At 62.9% G+C, this 19,881-nt stretch carries 15 protein-coding genes and 2 pseudogenes; 3 read left to right on the forward strand and 14 right to left on the reverse strand.

Going from position 1 to position 19,881, the window contains the following annotated elements; genetic code table 11:
• Positions 1-87: 87 nt before the first annotated feature.
• From nosZ to FIV39_RS28500, 9 genes and pseudogenes are all read right to left on the reverse strand, one after another.
• Complete coding sequence (gene nosZ / locus FIV39_RS28450) at positions 88-1,989, reverse strand: TAT-dependent nitrous-oxide reductase (RefSeq protein WP_090403124.1); 1,902 nt, start codon at positions 1,987-1,989, stop codon at positions 88-90.
• Between the two features lie 12 nt (positions 1,990-2,001).
• Entirely contained in the window at positions 2,002-4,092 is a 2,091-nt protein-coding gene (gene nosR / locus FIV39_RS28455; protein ID WP_390620718.1) for a transcriptional regulator NosR, read from the reverse strand.
• 463 nt (positions 4,093-4,555) lie between these two features.
• Positions 4,556-5,023 (reverse strand): ubiquinone anaerobic biosynthesis accessory factor UbiT, encoded by a 468-nt coding sequence (gene ubiT / locus FIV39_RS28460; RefSeq protein ID WP_090403120.1) that lies wholly within the window; start codon positions 5,021-5,023, stop codon positions 4,556-4,558.
• Positions 5,017-5,907 (reverse strand): U32 family peptidase, encoded by an 891-nt coding sequence (locus FIV39_RS28465; protein WP_090403118.1) that lies wholly within the window; start codon positions 5,905-5,907, stop codon positions 5,017-5,019. Before FIV39_RS28465 ends, ubiT begins: the two co-directional genes overlap by 7 nt.
• A 10-nt stretch (positions 5,908-5,917) precedes the next feature.
• Positions 5,918-6,913 (reverse strand): ubiquinone anaerobic biosynthesis protein UbiU, encoded by a 996-nt coding sequence (gene ubiU / locus FIV39_RS28470; RefSeq protein WP_090403116.1) that lies wholly within the window; start codon positions 6,911-6,913, stop codon positions 5,918-5,920.
• Between the two features lie 9 nt (positions 6,914-6,922).
• Positions 6,923-8,155: a molybdopterin molybdotransferase MoeA gene (locus tag FIV39_RS28475; RefSeq protein WP_090403114.1), complete on the reverse strand. Its 1,233-nt coding sequence runs from the start codon at positions 8,153-8,155 to the stop codon at positions 6,923-6,925.
• The gene (gene moaB / locus FIV39_RS28480; RefSeq protein ID WP_090403112.1) at positions 8,152-8,706 is read right to left on the reverse strand and encodes a molybdenum cofactor biosynthesis protein B; all 555 of its coding nucleotides are present in this window, start codon (positions 8,704-8,706) and stop codon (positions 8,152-8,154) included. The genes FIV39_RS28475 and moaB overlap by 4 nt, the downstream gene beginning before the upstream one ends.
• 85 nt (positions 8,707-8,791) lie before the next feature.
• Positions 8,792-9,439, reverse strand: coding sequence for a pyridoxamine 5'-phosphate oxidase (gene pdxH / locus FIV39_RS28485; protein ID WP_090403109.1), 648 nt, complete (start codon positions 9,437-9,439; stop codon positions 8,792-8,794).
• Between the two features lie 608 nt (positions 9,440-10,047).
• Positions 10,048-11,007 (reverse strand): annotated as a pseudogene (locus FIV39_RS28500) (sigma 54-interacting transcriptional regulator); the annotation flags it as partial.
• Positions 11,008-11,185: 178 nt separating this feature from the next.
• Between FIV39_RS28500 and FIV39_RS28505 the strand changes: the two are divergent.
• Positions 11,186-11,656, forward strand: a pseudogene (locus tag FIV39_RS28505) (hemerythrin domain-containing protein); the annotation flags it as partial.
• On the opposite strand, the gene FIV39_RS28510 reads toward FIV39_RS28505, so the two are convergent.
• Both FIV39_RS28510 and FIV39_RS28515 read right to left on the reverse strand, forming a co-directional pair.
• On the reverse strand, positions 11,657-12,088 hold the full coding sequence (locus FIV39_RS28510; protein ID WP_090403103.1) for a hypothetical protein: 432 nt from the start codon (positions 12,086-12,088) through the stop codon (positions 11,657-11,659). It lies immediately after the preceding pseudogene.
• Positions 12,089-12,097: 9 nt separating this feature from the next.
• Positions 12,098-13,288, reverse strand: coding sequence for an NnrS family protein (locus FIV39_RS28515; protein WP_090403101.1), 1,191 nt, complete (start codon positions 13,286-13,288; stop codon positions 12,098-12,100).
• Positions 13,289-13,538: 250 nt separating this feature from the next.
• On the opposite strand from FIV39_RS28515, the gene FIV39_RS28520 reads away from it, so the two are divergent.
• Positions 13,539-14,222, forward strand: a complete 684-nt coding sequence (locus FIV39_RS28520) for a Crp/Fnr family transcriptional regulator (RefSeq protein WP_090409922.1) — start codon at positions 13,539-13,541, stop codon at positions 14,220-14,222.
• Positions 14,219-14,410: a protein DnrP gene (locus tag FIV39_RS28525; protein ID WP_090403099.1), complete on the forward strand. Its 192-nt coding sequence runs from the start codon at positions 14,219-14,221 to the stop codon at positions 14,408-14,410. The genes FIV39_RS28520 and FIV39_RS28525 overlap by 4 nt, the downstream gene beginning before the upstream one ends.
• Here FIV39_RS28525 and FIV39_RS28530 read toward each other — a convergent pair.
• From FIV39_RS28530 to FIV39_RS28550, 3 genes are all read right to left on the reverse strand, one after another.
• Positions 14,404-16,245 (reverse strand): nitric oxide reductase activation protein NorD, encoded by a 1,842-nt coding sequence (locus FIV39_RS28530; RefSeq protein ID WP_090403097.1) that lies wholly within the window; start codon positions 16,243-16,245, stop codon positions 14,404-14,406. The two genes, FIV39_RS28525 and FIV39_RS28530, sit on opposite strands and share 7 nt — an antisense overlap.
• A gap of 980 nt (positions 16,246-17,225) precedes the next feature.
• A complete protein-coding gene (locus FIV39_RS28545) occupies positions 17,226-18,647 on the reverse strand; it encodes a cbb3-type cytochrome c oxidase subunit I (RefSeq protein WP_090403095.1) in 1,422 nt (473 codons plus the stop codon).
• Positions 18,648-18,650: 3 nt separating this feature from the next.
• Positions 18,651-19,091, reverse strand: coding sequence for a c-type cytochrome (locus FIV39_RS28550; protein ID WP_027607193.1), 441 nt, complete (start codon positions 19,089-19,091; stop codon positions 18,651-18,653).
• Positions 19,092-19,881 lie beyond the last annotated feature (790 nt).

Genomic DNA, 19,881 nt, shown 5'->3' on the forward strand with positions numbered 1-19,881 from the left:
GAGGGTGTATCAGTTGATGCGTCCTTGGCTGATTCACCGCCATCGGGAGCAAGCCCCCTCCCACCTTTGTCCTGCGGGGTCCTTTCGTCAGGCCCGTTCGACCTTCATCCGCCCCACCATCTCCATATGCAGCGCATGGCAGAACCAGCTGCAGTAGTACCAATGCAACCCCGGTTTATCCGCGATGAAGGTGATCGACGAGGTCTGCTGCGGGCTGATCTCCATGCTCACGCCGTGGTTGACCATGACAAAGCCATGGGTCACGTCTTCGATCATGTCGATATTGGTGATGGTGACGGTGACTTCATTGCCCTGCTTGACGGTGAATTCCCCCAGGCCGTAGGCCGGGGCCATGGAGGTCATGTACACGCGCACCTTGTTGCCGTCGCGAATCACCTTGTTGTCGGTTTCCAGCTTGATCCCGTCCTTGGCAGCAATGGCCACGGTTTCGGCAAAGAACGGATCGTCGCGCTCCCAGATTTTCTTGGTCTTGATCTGGTCGCGGCGCGCCATCACACAGTCGTGAGGTTCGGCAAAGGCCGGGCCGTCGTGCACCAGTTTCATCTCGTCGCCGGAGATGTCGATCAACTGATCGTTTTCCGGGTGCAGCGGGCCGGTAGGCAGGAAACGGTCCTTGGAAAACTTGCTCAGCACCATCAGCCACTGGCCGTCGGCATCGCGGGTTTCGGTGAGCGAAGCGTGGTTGTGGCCGGGCTGGTACTGCACATCGAGCTTCTGCTTGATGTAGTTGACCTTCTCGCCGCCATAGGCGCGGATGGCCTCGGCGATGTTCCACTTCACCACCTGGCTGTCGATGAACAGCGTGGTATAGGCAAACCCGCGCCCGTCGTAGGTAGTGTGCAACGGGCCCAGGCCCAGCTCCGGCTCACCCACCACCACGCCGCGCGGGTCGGCGATCTTGCCGCTGAACAGGTCATCGAGCTTGTCGATGGCAATGATGGTGCAGGTCGGCGACAGCTTGCCGTTGGCGATAAAATACTTGCCGTCCGGCGAGGTGTTACAGCCGTGGGGGTTCTTCGGCACCGGGATGTAGCGGGTGAATTCGCTGTCCTTGCCGTCCAGGGATTTGCGTCCGTCCACCACCGGCACCTTGGCGCCGTCGACACTGATGAACTTGCCGGCCTTGATCGCCGCTTCGATGCGCGGGATGTTGAACACCACCACCCAGTCGCGCTCGTTGCGCATCATGCCGGCCAGGTCGGTGGCCTTTTCCGAGTTGTAGCAGGTGGCCGCCGCGTATTTGCCGGTGTAGTCCATGTCGGCGTTGTCGAGGTTGCCGTCGACAATCACCTGGAAGGCCATTTCCATTTTTTCGGCGTCGATGGCGTTGAACATGGTGAAGGCATTGCGGTCCTGCAGGTCGAAATTCTTGCCGTCATTGGGGTGCGGAATGATGAACTCGGCGTTGCAGAACACGTACTTGGTGTAGGGCACTTTTTGCAGGCGCAGGCCGTGAATCGCCTGGGCGTTGGGCACGGTGAGGATCTTGTCGCACTTCATGATGTCCAGGCGGATGCGCGCCACCCGGGTGTTGGCCTTGTCGTTGATAAACAGGTATTTGCCGTCGTAACGGCCATCGGTGGTGGACAAGTGCGGGTGGTGGCAGTCGCCATTGGCGTACTTGGCGCCCTCGCCCAGGATGCGCTTGCTCTCGTTGGTCAGGCCCCAACCGGTGGCCGAGTCGACGTTGAACACCGGGATACGCATCAGCTCACGCATCGACGGGATGCCCAGCACCCGCACCTCACCCTGGTGGCCGCCGCTCCAGAAGCCGTAGTAGTCGTCGAGCTGGCCGGGTTCCACATGGATTTTCGACTTGGCGTCCTTGGCCGCGGCGGCAAAGGATTCACGGGTAAACACCGCACCGCCGATGGCCGAAGCCCCGGCGAGTACCGCGCCGGTAACCGCCCCCGTACCGAGAAAACTGCGCCGGGTCAGGCCTTCATGTTTGTCGTCTGTATCGTTCATGGGGTTGCTCCTTCAAGGGTTGGGATTTATCTGCACCACGGGGATCTGTCCGGGCGGCGCTTTGTTGCGCTTCTTGCGCTTGTTGATCAGCGGCGGGCACTTGTTTTCGTTGTGCCAGGTCATCTGGCAGTCGAGGCAGTAGTGGCATTCATTGGCGTTGATATGGCCGTCCGGGTGAATCGCCTGGATCTCGCATTCCTTGGCGCACAGCTGGCAGGGGTTGCCGCATTCCTGGCGGCGCTTGAGCCAGTCGAACAGGCGGAATTTGCTCGGGATCGCCAGGGCGGCGCCGAGGGGACACAGGTAGCGGCAGTAGACTTTGCGCGTGAACAGATTGATCACCAGCAGCGCCACGGCGTAGAGCACGAACCACCACTGGCGGTCGAACCTGAGGGTGATGGCGGTCTTGAACGGTTCCACTTCGGCAAAGCGTTCGGCGGTGGCCATGGACTCCAGCGACAAGCCGAACAGCAGCAACAGGATCAGGTACTTGATCGCCCACAGCCGCTCATGCAGCGCAAAGGGCAATTCGAACTGACGGACCTTCAGGCGCCGCGCCGCCTCGTTGAGCAATTCCTGCAAGGCCCCGAACGGGCACAGCCAGCCGCAGAACACGCCCCTGCCCCAGAGCAAAATACTCGCGGCGGTAAACACCCAGAGCATGAAGATCAGCGGGTCGGTGAGGAACAACTCCCAGCGAAAATCCTGCACCAGCGCATGCACAAAGGTCAGCACATTGACCACCGATAACTGCCCCAGGGCATACCAACCGATAAACCCCACGGTGAACACCAGGTAGCCACGCCGCAGCCAGTGCAACAGACGCGGACGACGGGCCAGGCTGTCCTGCAAAAACAGGATCGCGGTGAGCACTAGCAGCGCCACGCCGAGCACCAGCACCTGGACCTGCTTCTGGTACCAGATGGTCAACCACAGCGGGCGGTTGGCCTCATCCAGCGCGGCTTGTTCCGCAGCAGTGGGCGGTGGCCGTTCGAGGTACTCCTCCGGCAATTGGTAGGGCAATTCAAAACTGCTGAAGGTGCCGCTGACCGGGCCGGTCTGGCGTCGCACCAACAACTCCAGGGTCCAGGGGGAACCGGGGTCGAATGCTGCCTGTGGGCGCACGATAAACACCGACATCTCGGTGAAATCCGGCATGTCCTGCGCGTAGGCATCGTCGATGCGCTGGTGATCGAGGTCGCGAAAGCTGATCACATTGCCGAACTGGCGCAACTGCACCCGATCGAAAATCCCACCGCGCACATAACCCGAGCCCTTGAACGAAAACACCCCACGGCCAAGCACGGCGATGGCCTGCTCGCCGGGTTTGAGTGTGTGCATCAGGTTGGCGTAGTGCGCATCACCGAGCAGGTTGCGGCCGATACCCGGTGGGTTGATGTCGGCCACATACAGGTCGATAAAGGTCTCATTGGCCGCCTCACCGGCTTCGGCGGCGGTGTCCTTGAAGGCGGCGTCCACCTGGCCACGGGTCAAGTGCAGGCGGCGAATCGCACCGTTACCGGTCAACTGCTCCCAGGTGGCGGGGGCGAATTCGTCGGTACGGATCAGCGCGACTTTCTGCGCGGTGGCGGCCTTGCCGTCGATCAACTTGAGCGAGACCGCCACCTCATGGGCCGCACGCATGACCACCTCGTTGACCACCATCGCGGTGACCGTGGCACCGGCAATCGCATCCACCGTGACGGCCTTGGGGTCACTGGAACGCCCGACCACCACGCGTTGGCGCACGTCGACGCCCGCATAATGGCTGGTGAAGTCGTGGAGTTTGACCTCGGGGATGCCGATCAACAGGATCGGTTCATGGTGTTCCAGTACGTAGGCGTCACGGATGATGCCGGCCGTGTCGAGGATCACCTGGGTGTTGATGGGCTTGCCTGAGTAGGCCGGGATCGCCACCACGTCGAGGCTTTGGAACACGTAGCCGATGGGGGTGTTGGCCTGGGTGATCGTGCGGACGTTGAACTTGCCTTCGGGGGCGGAGACGGCGTCGTGCTGGGGGAACGTTTGGTTGATGCGTTGCTGTTCGATCGCGCCGTAGGGTTTGGCGTGGGCGCTGGCGAAGAGAGTGAGCAGTGCCGACATGACCAGGCATTGGAGGGTGAGGCGTGTGGAGCGGGTCATGGGTACCCTTCGTCATGGCGCTGGAGATGGGGGCGATGGTAGGTGGGAGGGTGGGGGGTGGCCCTTGATTGAGATCAAGTTAGGCAGGGTGTGGCGTTTGGGCGCGGGGGTTGACGGTGCCACGGGCTGATCAAAAAGCAGAGCAAAAGCCTGTGATACCTCCCTGCTGCATGGCGATCAAACTGTGGGAGGGGGCTTGCTCCCGATAGCAGTCAGTCAGCCACACATTCAGCCACTGACACGCCCTCATCGGGAGCAAGCCCCCTCCCACATTGTTAACCGAGTACACCAGACCCAACGCCGGTCGGCTCCACGGCCGCAAAAGCCAGCGCAAAACCAGGCCGAGGTCTACCTGATGGGTGCGATCAAACTGTGGGGGCGGAACCAATAGCGGCCGTTACCTAAATAACGGATATACCCCCAATCAAACAGCAACCCCCCGCCCCGCCCGCTCCAAGTTCCGCCACAACCAAGGCGGCAACACATCCGGATCCAGACTGTCGATCAAATTCTTCAACCCCAACCCCAACTCCGTATCCCCCTCGATCACCAACCGCCGCCGAAAGAACAACGTATCCGGATCTTCCTGCCGGCTGGCAAGCAACAGAAACTCCCGCCAGTTGCCACTGATGCTCACCTGCGCCTCGGCCTTTTGCGCAATACGCAACCCGTCCCGCGCCAAGGTCAGGTACCAGCACAACCCCAGGTCAGGAATACGCAAGCACATCCAACGCCCGCGCAGCAGGTCAAACCCGCCGTCGCGCAGGGGTTCGGCCAGGCAGCGGTTGAGGGTTTGCTGCAGGACCAGGCGCTGCACGCCAAACGGCACGCGACGGATCAATGGGAAGAACTGATCGGCGCCCTTGAGCAGCCATTGTTTACGACTCAACACAGCCCCACCTCCTCAACCCGCAACATGCCCGCCTGGCCGTGCCAGTAGCCGTTGCAGCCATCGACATACAGCGGCGGCGTGGCGCCCTGGCGCACCTGATCGAAAGCGCGCACCACCTCGACCATGCCTTCAGCCCGTGGGCTCAGGCGCAACAGATCGGCGCCACTGGACACCAGGCCGGCGTAATCGGCCAGCAGGTTGGTAACGTCGGCCGACATGGTCTGGATGCCGTTCAAGGTGAACAATGCCTGCCCTTCCTGGCTGGTCAGCGCCATGCCATCGGGGTAGTTGATGCAGCAGAACTGGCAGTCGTCCTTGGGGCGATTTTCCGCTCGGGCGGTGAAGCAACGCGCCGAGTAGGCCAGGGGCAAATGGCCGTAGGCGAAGACCTCCACCTCGGGCAACGGCCGGCCCAATTCGCGTACCTGTTCCAGCACGTCGGCGATCAGGCCCTGGGAGCATTCCACCGGTGGCACCCAGCGCTGCATGCCCGCGTCGAGCAGTTGTACCAGGGCGTGACCGTTGTAGAGGTTGAGCGCCGGGCCACCGACAAAGGGCAATTTGCGCTCGATCAGCATCTGCACCGCGCCCATGTCATTGGCCTCCACCAACAGTTCGCCGTTGTCGCACAGGCGGCGCAGGCTCGAGAGTTCGGAGGCGGCTTCGATCAAGGTCAGGCTCGACAACACGATCTGCGCCGAGCTGTAGGTTTGCAGCTCCCGGCCCAAACCCAACCAATGGTCCAGGGAAAACGCGCGGCGTTTGGCGCACACGGTTTCGCCCAGGTAAATCACGTCCAGGGGCAAGCCGGCCATGTCCGAGTAGAAGCGCCCCAGGTGTTCCTTGTCCCAATAAAACAGCACCGGTCCCAGGCTGAGTTTCATCTGTGTCTCCTCACTGCCATGCACGATGGTAGGCGCCGAGTGTGGTCTGGCTGCCTTCGGATAACCCGGCCAGCACCTGGCGCCATTGGTCCTTGACCACAAAGCTGGCCGGTGCGTTGCGGTGGGCGTCGAGCGCGGCGCGCCAGACGCGGGTGACTTGCTCCACATACGCCGGGCTGCGTTGGCGGCCTTCGATCTTCACCGCTTCGACACCGATGGCGCTGAGCTCCGGTACCAGGTCGAGGGTGTCGAGGCTGGTGGGTTCTTCGAGGGCATGGAAGCGCTTGCCGCCGACCAGGAAACGGCCCTTGCACAGGGTCGGGTAGCCGGCGGGTTCGTCGGCGGTGTAGCGGTCGATCAGCACTTCGCTCAGGCGCGCGCTCAAGCCCTCGGCATCCTCACTCCAGCGCACCGCCTTGGCCGGCGAGCACACGCCGCAGAGGTTGGGCGACTCGCCGGTGATGTAGGAAGACAGGTGGCAACGCCCCTCGGCCATGATGCACAGGCTGCCAAAACCGAACACTTCGATGGGCACCGGGCTGCTCGCAGCCACCTGTTTGACCTGGGCCAGGGACAACACACGGGGCAATACCGCGCGGCGAATGCCGTAGCGTTCGGCATAGAACTTCAGCGCCGCCGCGTGGGTGGCCGAGCCCTGTACCGACAGGTGCAACGCCATGTGTGGATGCTGGCGGCTGGCGTAGTCGAGCACGCCGGGGTCGGCGGCGATCAGGGCGTCCACGCCGTGGTCCGCCGCGCGGTCGACGGCGCGCTGCCAACGTGCCCAGATCTTCGGTTGCGGGTAGGTATTGACCGCCACGTACAGCTTGCGCTGGTGCTGGCGAATAAAGGCGACGGCACCGTCGAACTGTTTGTCGTCCATGTTCAACCCGGCGAAATGCCGGGCATTGGTGTCATCGCGAAAACCGACATACACCGCATCGGCGCCTTGGCGCACGGCGGCTTTGAGCGCAGGCAGGTTGCCTGCGGGGCAGACCAGTTGCATGGGGGCTCCTCACAAAAATTCGGCAAAAGACACAAACGGCACCGGTTCATCCTTGAGCACCTGATGCTCACGCTCGACGATCACCAGGCCATCGGCCCAGCACGCGGCGGTCAGCATCGCCGAGCTTTGCTGGGGGTGCAGCACGGCGCGCAGTTGCCCGTCCTCGCCGGGGCTCAGGCGTGCACGCAGGTACTGGCGGCGCTTATTGGGCTTGAGCCATTCAAACGCGGCCGGCACCTGGATCGGCACCGGCAGCACGCGCTCCACACCTTGGGCGCGCAACAGGAACGGACGCACCACCACCAACGCGGTGATCAGCGCCGCCGACGGGTTACCGGGCAGGCCCAGCCACGGTTTGCCCGCCACTTGACCAAACGCCAGGGGCTTGCCGGGCTGGATCGCCAGGCGCCAGAAGTCCACGTGGCCGAGTTCTTCGATGGCCTGCTTGAGATGGTCCTCCTCCCCCACCGACACACCCGCGGAGGTCAGCAACAGGTCGCATTCGGACGAGGCCAGGGCCAGCGCATCACGGCTGGCGGCCAGTTCGTCGGCCATCACGCCGTAGTCATGCACGTCCACGCCCCAGCCACGCAACAACGCAGCCAGGGCATAGCGGTTGCTGTTGTAGATCTGCCCCGGCACCAGCGCTTCGCCCGGATCGCGCAGCTCGTTGCCGCTGCTGAGCAGGCACACCCGCAGCGGGCGATAGACTTTCAATCGGGGGATGCCGGCCGAGGCCAGCAAGCCGATGTCCTGGGCGCGCAGGCGTTTGCCGACGGCGATAAGGGTTTGCCCGCGCTGCAGCTCTTCACCCTGCTTGCGCACATGCTCGCCGAGGCGTACCGGCGGGCACCAGATGCGCTGGCCGTACGGGCGGCAACGCTCTTGGGGCACCACCGTGTCGGCGCCGGGCGGGACCGGCGCGCCGGTAAAGATGCGCACGGCCTGCCCGGCCTGCACGTTCGTCGTGCTGTGCTGCCCCGCCGCAACGCGCCCGGCGAGCATCAGGTAGCCGCCTTCAGCCGGCACGTCCTGGGCGCGCAGGGCGTAGCCGTCCATGGCGCTGTTGTCGAAGCCGGGCAAATCCAGGGGTGAGAACAGTTCTTCGGCGATCACCCGCCCCAGCGCCTGCTCCAGCCCGATCACCTGGATGGAGGGCGGTGGCGGCGCCTGGGCCAGCAGCGTGGCGATGGCTTCGTCCACCGGCATCAGATGGCCGCCGTCACACACCGAGACACTCATGAGCGCGACTCGCAGGCTTGCAGGATTTGCTCGGGCTGGGGCTTGAGGTGCGGCACGAAGTTGCATGGGCCGGTGCGACTATCCAATTGCCCCGCCAGAATCTGATCCCAGCCGGTACGGCACGCGCCCGGCGAGCCCGGCATGCAGCACACCAGCACGCCGTTGCTGATGCCCGCCAGCGCTCGGGACTGCAAGGTTGAAGTGCCGATCTCGGCCAGGGACACCTGGCGGAACAGCTCACCGAAGCCTTCGACATGCTTGTCCAGCAACGGCAACACCGCCTGGGGCGTGTTGTCGCGGGCAGTGAAACCGGTGCCGCCGGTCATCAGCACCACTTGCACCTCGGGGTCGGCGATCCACAGCGAAACCTGCGCACGGATCTGGTAGATGTCGTCGATCACCAGGCCACGGTCGATGAGCACATGCCCAGCACTTTCGAGGCGATCCACCAGGGTCTGGCCGGAGGTGTCGGTGTCCAGGGTACGGGTGTCACTGATGGTCAGCACGGCGATGTTCAGCGGCACGAAATTGCGTTGTTTCAAATGGGCCATGATCAAGGCTCCAGGCGTGAAGAAAGTTGCCGTCAGCCTGCGCCGCAACGGGCGCAGGGCCTATTCCTCCAAGGAGGTATCTCGTTCAGGGGGCCAGGCGCGTGCGCTGCCACGTGCCCGCGTGCAGGCGGTAGTCGAGGCGGTCATGCAGACGGTCGGGCCGGCCCTGCCAGAACTCGATGCGCTGCGGTTGCAGGCGATAACCGCCCCAATGCTCGGGGCGTGGCGGTTGCTGCCCGGCGAAACGCTCGGTGACATCACGCAAGCGGCTTTCCAACTCGCTGCGATGGCTCAGGGGCTGACTTTGCGGCGAGGCCCACGCACCCAACTGGCTGGCGGCCGGACGCGCATCGAAATAATCGTCCGACAACTGCGCATCCGCACGCACCACCGGCCCTTCGATACGCACCTGACGCTCCAGCCCCGGCCAGAAAAACGTCATGGCCGCATGGGGATTGCTCGCCAACTCCTCACCCTTGGCACTCTGGTAATGGCCGAAAAAGAAAAAACCCTCAGCGCTGAAACCCTTGAGCAGCAAGATGCGGCAATGGGCATGGCCCTGGCTGTCCACGGTGGCCAGCGCCATGCTATTGGCCTCCGCCGGAGGCACCTCGGTTTTGCGCGCCTGATCCAACCACTGGCCGAACAGCACCAAGGGATCGTCCTGCACCAAGTCATCACGCAGGCCATAAAGGGTGTAGTTGCGGCGCAATTGCGCAAGAGACAAGGGCATGGCACGGTCCTCCAGAAAGTTCGCCACAGTGTGGGAACTACCGCGCCGTTATCCCTTGACCACGATCAACATTCGCCCGTGGCATGACGCCGCATGTGATTGCTTGACGTTTGGGCTCTACATAACTGATCGCGCTGTTGCTGTTGCTCTGGCTCTGGCTCTGGCTTTTGATCTTGATCCTAGGCGCCCCGTCAAACACGCTGGCCGAACGCAGGCTTGAATCCGTGGGTAACCCGGCAGGACGCCGGGTTAGCCGTCCTGGGCCAAGGATGGCCCATGACGGCGGCCCACGGATTCAAGCCGGAGTGAGGGCACACCGAGCCCAAGCGAGGTGCCGAGTGTTGGGGCGAAGGCCTTTTGCTTACTTTTGGGCCTTTCCAAAAGTGAGCCGCCGTAAGGGCGGAACCAATAGCGGCCATGACCGCAGCAACGGATATGTACTCGATCAAAGCCAACGACATGGTCGGCCCAGAGGCCGCCATCGGGAGCAAGCCCCCTCCCACATTTGATCTCCATACACCAGGTAGATATCAGCCTGCTCTGGATCTGGATCTGGATCTGGATCTGGATCTGGATCTGGATCTGGATCTGGATCTGGATCTGGCTCTCTACTTAAGCCCCAACCGCCGCGCCAGCTTATGCAAATTGCTCGAATCCACCCCCAGCAAACGCGCCGCACTCGCCCAATTGCCGCCGCAATGCTCCAGCGCCTGACGAATCTTATGACGCTGACACTCATCCACCGCAACCGCCAACGGCTGGAACACCTCACCGCTCAACACCGGCGGTTCAAGCACAGGCACGGCATCGCCCAGCCCCAACCACTGCGGTTCAAGGCTCATGAACGCACTGCTACCAACCCGACACAACAGCTTCAACGCCGCCCGGCTGATCACATGTTCCAACTCGCGCACATTGCCCGGCCAGGCATACCCCAGCAGCGCCTGGCGCGCAGCCGCGGATAGACACAGGCCACGCAACCCCAGGCGTACACGGTTGAGTTCAACAAAGTGCTCGGCCAACAACAGGATGTCATCGCCACGCTCGCGCAGGGCCGGGATCGTCACCGGGTAGACCGAAAGGCGGTGATACAGGTCCGCGCGAAACAAGCCATCGCGCACGCAGTCCGGCAAGTGGCGGTTGGTGGCGGCGATGATGCGTACATCCACCTGCAACGGCCGGTCGGCGCCCAGGCGTTGGATCTCGCCATTTTGCAGGGTGCGCAGCAACTTGGCCTGAATGCTCAGGGGCAATTCCCCCACTTCGTCGAGAAACAGCGTGCCGCCATGGGCCGCATCAAAACGCCCGGCGCGGTCATGGCTGGCGCCGGAAAAAGCGCCTTTGACATGCCCGAACAACTCGCTCTCGGCCAACGCCTCCGGCAGCGCCGCGCAGTTGACCTGCACCAGCGGCCGGTGGCAACGCCGCGACTGGCGATGCAGGCGGCGGGCGAACAGCTCTTTGCCGACGCCGGTCTCGCCCTGCAACAGCACCGGCAACTCGGTCTGCGCCAGCACCGTCAACTCAGTGAGCAACTGGCGCAGCACCTGGCTTTGCCCAAGGATCTCGTCGGCCGCCAGGGTCGCCTCGACCCTGATGGGGTTCGCATTACCCTGGCATAGGGTGGTCATGATCACCTCACCTCACAATAAAACCTTATTTATCAACAGCTTTCGGATTGGCATGGTGCCTGCAACCACTCGTTCATACCGTTATCCCCGATGAGGAAACCCGATGAGCCTGAGCGACTGGAACACCCAACCCCAGGATCAATTGATCGACCACCTGCTGGCGCGCTACCACGCCCGGCATCGCGAGCAACTGCCGGAGCTGATTCGCCTGGCCAACCGGGTCGAGCAAGTCCATGGCCACCACCGGCAATGCCCCAACGGCCTCGCAGACCTGCTGCTCGACATCCAGCAGGAACTGGAGAACCACATGCTCAAGGAGGAACAGGTGCTGTTCCCGATGTTGAAGATGGGCATGGGCCCACAGGCAAGCATGCCGATCCAGGTGATGCGCCATGAGCACGGCCAGCACGGCGAGGCGCTGGAGCAGGTGTTAAGCCTGACCGACCGCATCACCCCGCCGTCCGGCGCCTGCGGCACCTGGCGCAGCCTGTACGAGCAGCTCACAGCGTTTCATGACGACCTGCGCGAGCACATCCGCCTGGAGAACGACGTGTTGTTCATCCAGGCGCTGAACCCCGCCGCGTGATCAACGCAACATCAGCTTGGCGACGATCACGATCACTACCATATGCCCCAGGATGCTGCGACGAATCCACGTCGCACGCCTTGGGCTCAGGCGCTGATGGCCCAGCAGGTACGCCAGCCACAGGTAGTGGCCGATGATGCTCAGGGCCAGCAGGATTTTCAGGCTCAGCAGCGCGGCGAAATGGCTGGCCCAGGGCACCACCAATAGCCCGCGATAGTGCCAGGCCAGGCCGATGCCCGCGCCGTACAGCAACACCACCACGCCGTGCAGTACCTGGCGCGAACGCCGTGCAATGGCGTGGTCGGACGTGAACTGCGCCGACCAGGCCAGCTCCTCACGGGCGCTGTGCCAGATCACCACTTCGAAAAACAGCGTGCCGACAAAGGCAATCGCCGCCAGCAGATGCACGATCAACAAGGTGGAATAGAGCATGACGTTCTCCTAGCCTGGATGCCCATCGACCCGTGCCTGCCACAGCATCGGGCCATACCGCCACAGGTACAGGCCGAGCCCGACGGTCCAGCACACACCCGCCAGCCACAATGCAGCCATCGGCAACAGCAGTACCAGCACCACCCGGCACACACAGGCCAGGTTCAGCAGCCCAAATGCCAGGGTCATCCCCGCTGGCGGCTGCAACGGGCGGCCGGTGTGGCCCAGGCTGACGCGGGCGATCATCGCCAGGATCAGGCCGGCCATGGCGCCGATGGTCAATGCATGCACGGCCAGGCTGGGATTGAGCGGCGCGCCGAAGTGCCACAGCGCCATGCCCAGGCAGGCCACGGCCAGCCACGCATACGCCAGGTGCAACGACCAGAGCAACGGCACCCGCCACAGGCCGCGATCATGCCAGCGTACCAGGCGCAATAAGTGCCCGAGCCCAAGGGCGGCGAACAGCAGGCCGATCCCTGGGTGGGCGGCCAGCGCAGGCCCGGCGGCATACAGCACGGCGATCAGCACCGAGCCGCCGAGCAACACACGGTCCAGCCATGGCCAGGGCTTGACCGCCTCGACCCGGCCCAACCCGCGCTGGGTGAAAAACGGAATCACCCGCCCGCCGATCAAGCCCATCATCGCCGCCACCAGCCACAGGCCGGTCAGCACCGCCTGGCGTTGCAGGCCTGGGTCATTGCGCAGCAAGCCATACAGCGACAGCGCATCGGCCACGGTCAACAGCGCCAACACCAGCACAATCGGGTAGTTGCGCTTCTGGCGTACCTGCCACAGGGTCCAACCCATCACGCTGGCCACGGCCAGGGGGAAGGTCAGTTCCAGCACCGCCAGCAGCGGCCAGTGCAGGTTGAACAGCCATCCCAGGCGCGCGGCCAGCCACAGGCCGGCAAGCAGCGCCAGGGCGTTGCCGCTGATGCCTGGGCGACCGGTCCAGGTCTGCACTGCCGTGAGCAGGAACCCGGCGATGATCGCCAGGCCAAAGCCGAACAGCAGCTCATGCCGATGCCAGGCCAGCCAGCCGCCGGCGGGTTGCCAGGTGCCGAGGTGCCCGCCCAGGGCCAGCAGCCACAAGGGGATTGCCAGCGTCGCCAACACACAGGCGCCGAGGAAGAATGGCCGGAAGGCCAGGCGAAACAACGGGGTAATCGACATTGCCTTGCGCCGATCGAGCACTTGCATAACAGGTCTCCCTTCAGGACTGCGGCAATCTTGCGCCGATGGGCGTGCGTTGCCCTTGTCGTAGATCAAGTCGCTCTCGGAGCCAAGGGATTACCCTCGCGCCTATATCCACACCGCACCCCGGAGCCATGATGAAAAACGCCTATGTCCCCCTCGCCTGGTTTGTGATTCTCGGCTCCATGCTGGCCGCCGCCAGCGGGCTGTCGCTGGTGCTGGTGTGAACGCCCCGCTGCTGTTCAAGGAGCCGGGCATGGTGCTGCATCGCGTGCACCACCAGATCCTGCGCAGCCATCACCTGTTCGAACCGCTGAACGAGGAAGAACTCAACGAGCTGATGAGCAACAGCCAACTGCTGAGCATAGACAAGGGCGAGCCGTTGTTCCGCCAGGGCGAACCAGCCGATGCGTTTTACTTCGTGATTGCCGGTGCGGTGAAGATCTACCGCTTGACCCCCGACGGCCAGGAGAAGGTCTTCGAAGTGATCGGCGAGCGCCAGACCTTCGCCGAAGCCATGATGCTGATGGACACCCCCAACTACGTGGCCTGCGCCGAAGCGGTGTGCCCCACCCAGTTGTACCGTTTGTCCAACGCCACCTACATGCGCCTGCTGCACAGCAACAGCCGCCTGACCTTCGCCCTGCTCGGCAAGTTGTGCGTGCGCTTGCACCAGCGGGTCAACGAGATCGAAACCCTGTCGCTGAAAAACGCCACCCACCGCGTGGTGCGCTACCTGCTGACCCAACTGATGCACTTGCACTGCACCGACAGTCGCTTCGAACTGCCCATGGCCAAGCAGTTGATTGCCGGGCACCTGTCGATCCAGCCGGAGACCTTTTCGCGGATTATCCGGCGCCTGATCGATGAAAAGATCATCACCCAGGACGGTCGTCAGATCGCCATTCTGGATCGGCTGCGCCTGGAGCAGTTCGAGTGAAAACCTGCCTCTACTGCCAGCAGCGCAATGCCGACAAGCATGAGCAGTGCACGGATTGCGGCATGGCCCTGCCCGCCTCGGACGCCGGCGTACAGGCCCTTCGCTTGCGGCGTTTCCAGTGGTTCTGCCTGAGCCTGACACTGTTTTGCATCGCCATGTTCTTCTGGTTGCCGCGCGACTTCTACTGACCCTCGGTCAGTTGCCGGTACAGCTGGGGCAACCGCAGCGGCAACTGCTCCGGTTGGCGGATCAGGGTGTAGCCATGGGCACCGAACATGTAGGGCAAGTAGTCCCCAGCCTGTTTGTCGATGGTAATGCAGAACGGAATCAGGCCCTGGCGCCGCGCCTCGACCACTGCCTGGCGGGTGTCTTCGACCCCGTAGCGGCCCTCATACAGATCCAGGTCATTGGGTTTGCCATCAGTCAGCAGCAACAACAACTTGCGCCGCTGTTTGCACGCGCCCAGCAACTGGGTGGCCTGGCGAATCGCGGCGCCCATGCGCGTGTAATAGCCCGGTTTGAGCGCCTGGATGCAACCGCGCGTGCGGTCGTCATAGGCTTGCTCGAACGTCTTGAGCTGTTGCAGGCGCACCTGATGACGACGCAGCGACGAGAAACCATACAGCGCAAACGCATCTCCCAGCCCGGCCAGGCTTTCGCCGAACAGCAACAGGCTGTCGCGGATCACGTCGATGACCTTTTGCTCGTCGTTCAAATGCGCGTCGGTAGACATCGACAGGTCCGCCAACAGCAGGCACGCCAGGTCGCGTCGGGTGTGACGTTGCTCCTGGTACAAGCCGCGTTCGGTGCAGGTGCCATGTTGGCGTTGCACTTGGAAATCCACCCAGGCCTGCAGGTCCAGTTCCGCGCCTTGGGGTTGCTGGCGCAGCCATTGGCGGTCGGTGCGCACTTGCTGGAATTGACGGCGCAGGCGCTGGGCCGGGCCGAGTAATCGGGCCGGTAACGGTTGCGGTGCATCGGCACGTGGCTGCATCAGTTGCAGATTGACGAAACCGGGTTGCAGGCATTGTTGACGATAGTCCCACTCGGGCAGCTTGATGCCCTCGCCCAGGGGGATGTCATCGACGTCGGCGGGCGGCAGGTCCAGGTGCAGCTTCAAGCCGCCGCTCTTGCGCACGCGCTGGCGCGACAGGCTCAACTGGTCGAGGTCTTCGGCGACGCGAGCGGCGTCCGGGTCCTCACTGTCGTCGGCCCAGCGATCGAGGTCGACGTGCTCGGTCCAGCTGAACAGGTTTTCCAGGCGCACCACCAGCAGGCCGCCATCGCGACTGTGGTCATCCACACGGCTGGCGCGTTTGGGCGCGCCCTGCTGCTCGCCGGGCGGGGTGGCGAGGTCGTCGGCGTCATCTTCAAGGTCGAGGGCCTGGGGCGTGTCCAGGTGCAACGGCGGGTAAAGCCATAAGGGCAACGGCCAGGCGGCGCGTTCGCTGCGGGGTAAATGGCGCACGCTGCCGGGCTCGCGCAGAGCCTTGCGCAGGGCTTTTTCCAGGGCCGCTTCACCGGGTTTGAGGCTGGCCGGGTCGGGGCGTAGGGTCAGGTGCGCGTCCACCAGGCGCTGGTAACTGGGCAGCAGCGCCGGAAAGCGTTGCAACAGCAGCCAGGTCCAGCGTTGGTTGTCGCGGGCCCAATGGGTCATGGGGCCTGCATGGGCGGCCAGCAGCGCCAACCAACGGTACAACTCCAGGTTCAACGCGACGGTGGGGTACACCGCCAGGCTCGACGGCAGGCGCAGACGGTTGCCATCGCAGGAGGCCAGGGGTGCATGTTTGCAGGTGCCGGCGATGCGCATCAACAGGTTGCGGCGCAGCAGCAGGTCGCGCTCGCTGGCGGCTTCCAGGGCGATCCCACTGGCACCGCCCAAGGCGCGGAACAACACGGCCAGGCTGCGCTGACGGTCGACCAGCTCGACCCGCGCCGCCGGGAAATCGACACTGGCGCGTCGGGTGATAAAGCGGTGCCAGGCACTGCCGACCCACTCTTCCAATTCAAGGGTAAAGGCCATGGGATGGGCTCCAACTGTTTGATATTTGACAGGCACACCGCGGTCAAAATGTGGGAGGGGCGGTGCGACGGTTCGACTTGCTCCCGATGGCGGCCTCTGGGCCGACCATTTGCTGGGGTTGGAATGAGTACATATCCGTTGCTGCGGTAACGGCCACTTAGGGTTCCGCTCTTACAGCGGGTCACTTTTGGAAAAGAGCCCCAAAAGTAACCAAAAGGGCTCTTGCCCCAACACTCGGCACCTCGCCTAGGCTCGGTGTGCCCGAACGAAGGCTTGAATCCGTGGGCCGCCGTCATGGGCCATCCCTGGCCCAGGACGGCTAACCCGGCGTCCTGCCGGGTTACCCACGGATTCAAGCCTGCGTTCGGCCAGCGTGTTTGACGGGGCGCCTAGGATCAAGAGCAAAAGCCAGAGCAAAAGCAGAGCAAAAGCAGACCGAGGTCTAGCTGATATGTGGAGATCCAAATGTGGGAGGGGGCTTGCCCCCGATAGCGCCGGGTCAGTTAAAAAATAAGTGACTGACACTCCCTCATCGGGGACAAGCCCCCTCCCACATTTTTAACCCAGTACACCAGACCCAACTCCGGTCGGCTCTAAGGCCGCCGCGCTTTGTTTTTGATCTGGGATCGCCCCGTCAAACACGCTGGCCGAACGCAGGCTTTGGAGCGTGGGTAACCCGGCAGGACGCCGGGTTAGCCGCGCTGGGCCAAGGATGGCCCATCGCGGCGGCCCACGCTCCAAAGCCGGAGTGAGGGCACACCGAGCCTAGGCGAGGTGCCGAGTGTTGGGGCGAGGACCTTTTGGTTACTTTTGGGTCCCTCCAAAAGTGACCCGCCGTAAGGGCGGAACCCTAGGTGGCCGTTACCGCAGCAACGGATATGTACCCGGCCCAATCCAAAAAAAATGCTCGGCCCACACACCGCCATCGGGGGCAAGTCGAATCGTCGCACCGCCCCTCCCACATTTGGACCACGTTACCTTCAGTAGACGATCGGCACCGGTGCTCCAGCCACGCGGGCGCGTTGCCGGAAGCTGAACAGGTAGCAAACCAGACCAAGCAGGAACACCACCCCACTGACCAACCTCGCCCAGAACAGCCCCTGCAAATGTTCCACCGTGGCCATGAACGGCAAGGCCACCCCGTCCACCTGCCAGCGTTGCAACCAGACCTGCACGGCCCCGGCGGCGGTGAGGAACAGCGTGATCATCACCATCGACAGCACCATCATCCAGAAGCCCCAGATTTCGAGGGTCTGCGAACGCGCGTCCGGCGCTTCACCGATACCGCGCAGGCGTGGCATGGCGTAGCTGATCAGTGTCATCACGATCATTGCGTAGGCACCGAAGAACGCCAGGTGCCCGTGGGCGGCGGTGAGTTGGGTGCCGTGGGTGTAGAAGTTGACCGGTGCCAGGGTGTGCAGGAACCCCCACACGCCTGCGCCGAAGAACGCCGTGACCGTGGTGCCCTTGGCCCACAACGTCGCCGCGCGATTCGGGTGCTGGCGCCGACGTTGCTTCACCATGGTGAAGGCGAACATCACCATCGCCAGGAACGGCAGCGGCTCCAGGGCCGAGAAGATCGAACCAACCCACAGCCACACCTCAGGCGCACCGATCCAGAAAAAGTGGTGACCGGTGCCGATGATCCCGGTGATCAAGGCCATGGCGATGATCACGTAAAGCCATTTCTCCACCACTTCGCGGTCGACGCCGGTGACCTTGATCAGCACGAAAGCCAGCATCGAACCCATGATCAGTTCCCACACGCCTTCGACCCAAAGATGCACCACCCACCACCAGTAGAACTTGTCACGCGCCAGGTTGCCGGGGTTGTAGAAAGAGAACAGGAAGAACACCGCGAGACCAATCAACCCGGTCATCATCACCATGCTGACGGTGGTCTTGCGGCCCTTGAGCAGGGTCATGCCGATGTTGTACAGAAAGCCCAGGCACACCACGACGATGCCCATTTTGGTAATGGTCGGTTGCTCCAGGAACTCACGACCCATGGTCGGCAGCAGCTCGTTGTGGGTCAACTTGGCCAGCGCCGCATACGGCACCAGCAGGTAGCCGAGGATGGTCAACACCCCGGCGGCGGCGAACACCCAGAACAGGATGATCGCCAGTTTCGGGCTGTGCAGCTCGCGTTCGGCCTCCTCGGGTATCAGGTAGTAAGCCGCGCCCATAAAGCCGAACAGCAGCCACACGATCAGCAGGTTGGTGTGGACCATCCGCGCCACGTTGAAGGGGATCAACGGGAACAGAAAGTCACCGATGACGTATTGCAGGCCCATGATCAAACCGAACAGCACCTGACCGAGAAACAGGATCAGGGCGAACACAAAGTAGGGTTTGGCCACGGCCTGGGATTGGAATTTCAAGTATGGATTGGCACTGCGCATGGCTCAGCCCTCCTTGTTCGGTGGCCAGTTATTGGTATTGATCTTCGAGCTCCATTTGAGGAACTCGGCCATATCGTCCACCTCCTGGTCACTGAGATTGAATTGCGGCATGGCCCGCCGTCCCGGCACACCCAGGGGCTGCATCTTCATCCAGGCATGCAGGAACGGCTTGAACCCTTCTTCGCCACCTCGGCGCTTGAACACATTGCCCAGCTCCGGCGCGAAATAAGCGCCCTCGCCCAGCAAGGTGTGGCAGCCGACGCAGTTGTTGCGCTCCCAGACGCCTTTGCCGCGTACGACGGATTCGGTGAGTTGGTCGACGTTGCTGCGGGCGGGAAAGGTTTGTTCGGTGTGGTAGGTCAGGGCCAGGAAAATCAGGAAGAAGAACACGCTTCCTCCGAAGTAGATATTCCTGGCCATGCCCTTGGTGAAGGTCTCTGACATGGTCGCTTCCTCATTGCTTGGCCAGGGGATGATAGGGAGGTGGGGGGTGAAAACTGCTTGATGGCGATCAAGAAATGTTGATGGTTTTGGTGGGGTATTTTTTTGGGGGGGGTTGGGTTGGGTACATATCCGTTATTTAGGTAACGGCTGCTTAGGGTTCCGCCCTGACGGCGGGTCACTTTGGAAAAGAGCCGGAATGCCGGCCCAGCCCAAAGCGACCAAAGGGCTCTTGCCCCAACACTCGGCACCTCGCCTAGGCTCGGTGTGCCCGAACGAAGGCCAGCGTGTTTGACGGGGCGCCTAGGATCAAGATCAAAAGCCAGAGCAAAAGCAGACCGAGGTCCAGCTGATACATGGAGATCCAAATGTGGGAGGGGCGGTGCGACGATTCGACTTGCCCCCGATGCAGTGGGTCAGCCAAAGATGCATCAACTGATACTCCCTCATCGGGGCATAAGTATCTACACACCTTGAGCCGAGCCCCCTGCGTAGATACCGTCTTATCCGCCACCGCGCAAACCCCCGTAGCAGCTGCCGAGCGCAAGCGAGGCTGCGTCGGCCGCGACTCGAGCTTGAATCGGCAGCGCGCCTGACGCAGCCTCGCTTGCGCTCGGCAACTGCTACGGGGGGAGGCCTTGATGGGGTTGGCATTCGGGGGGCAAGCCCCATATGCGCTAACCATATCTCAAAAGCTATAGTAAAAACTGCCTCGCTATAGGAAGTGACTAGCAGTGACAGACGCCACGCAAAAACTGAATGAAGACTGGCCAAAACTCCTGGCGCTGTTGCC

The sequence above is a fragment of the Pseudomonas grimontii genome (genome assembly GCF_007858185.1).
GTDB lineage: Bacteria > Pseudomonadota > Gammaproteobacteria > Pseudomonadales > Pseudomonadaceae > Aquipseudomonas > Aquipseudomonas grimontii.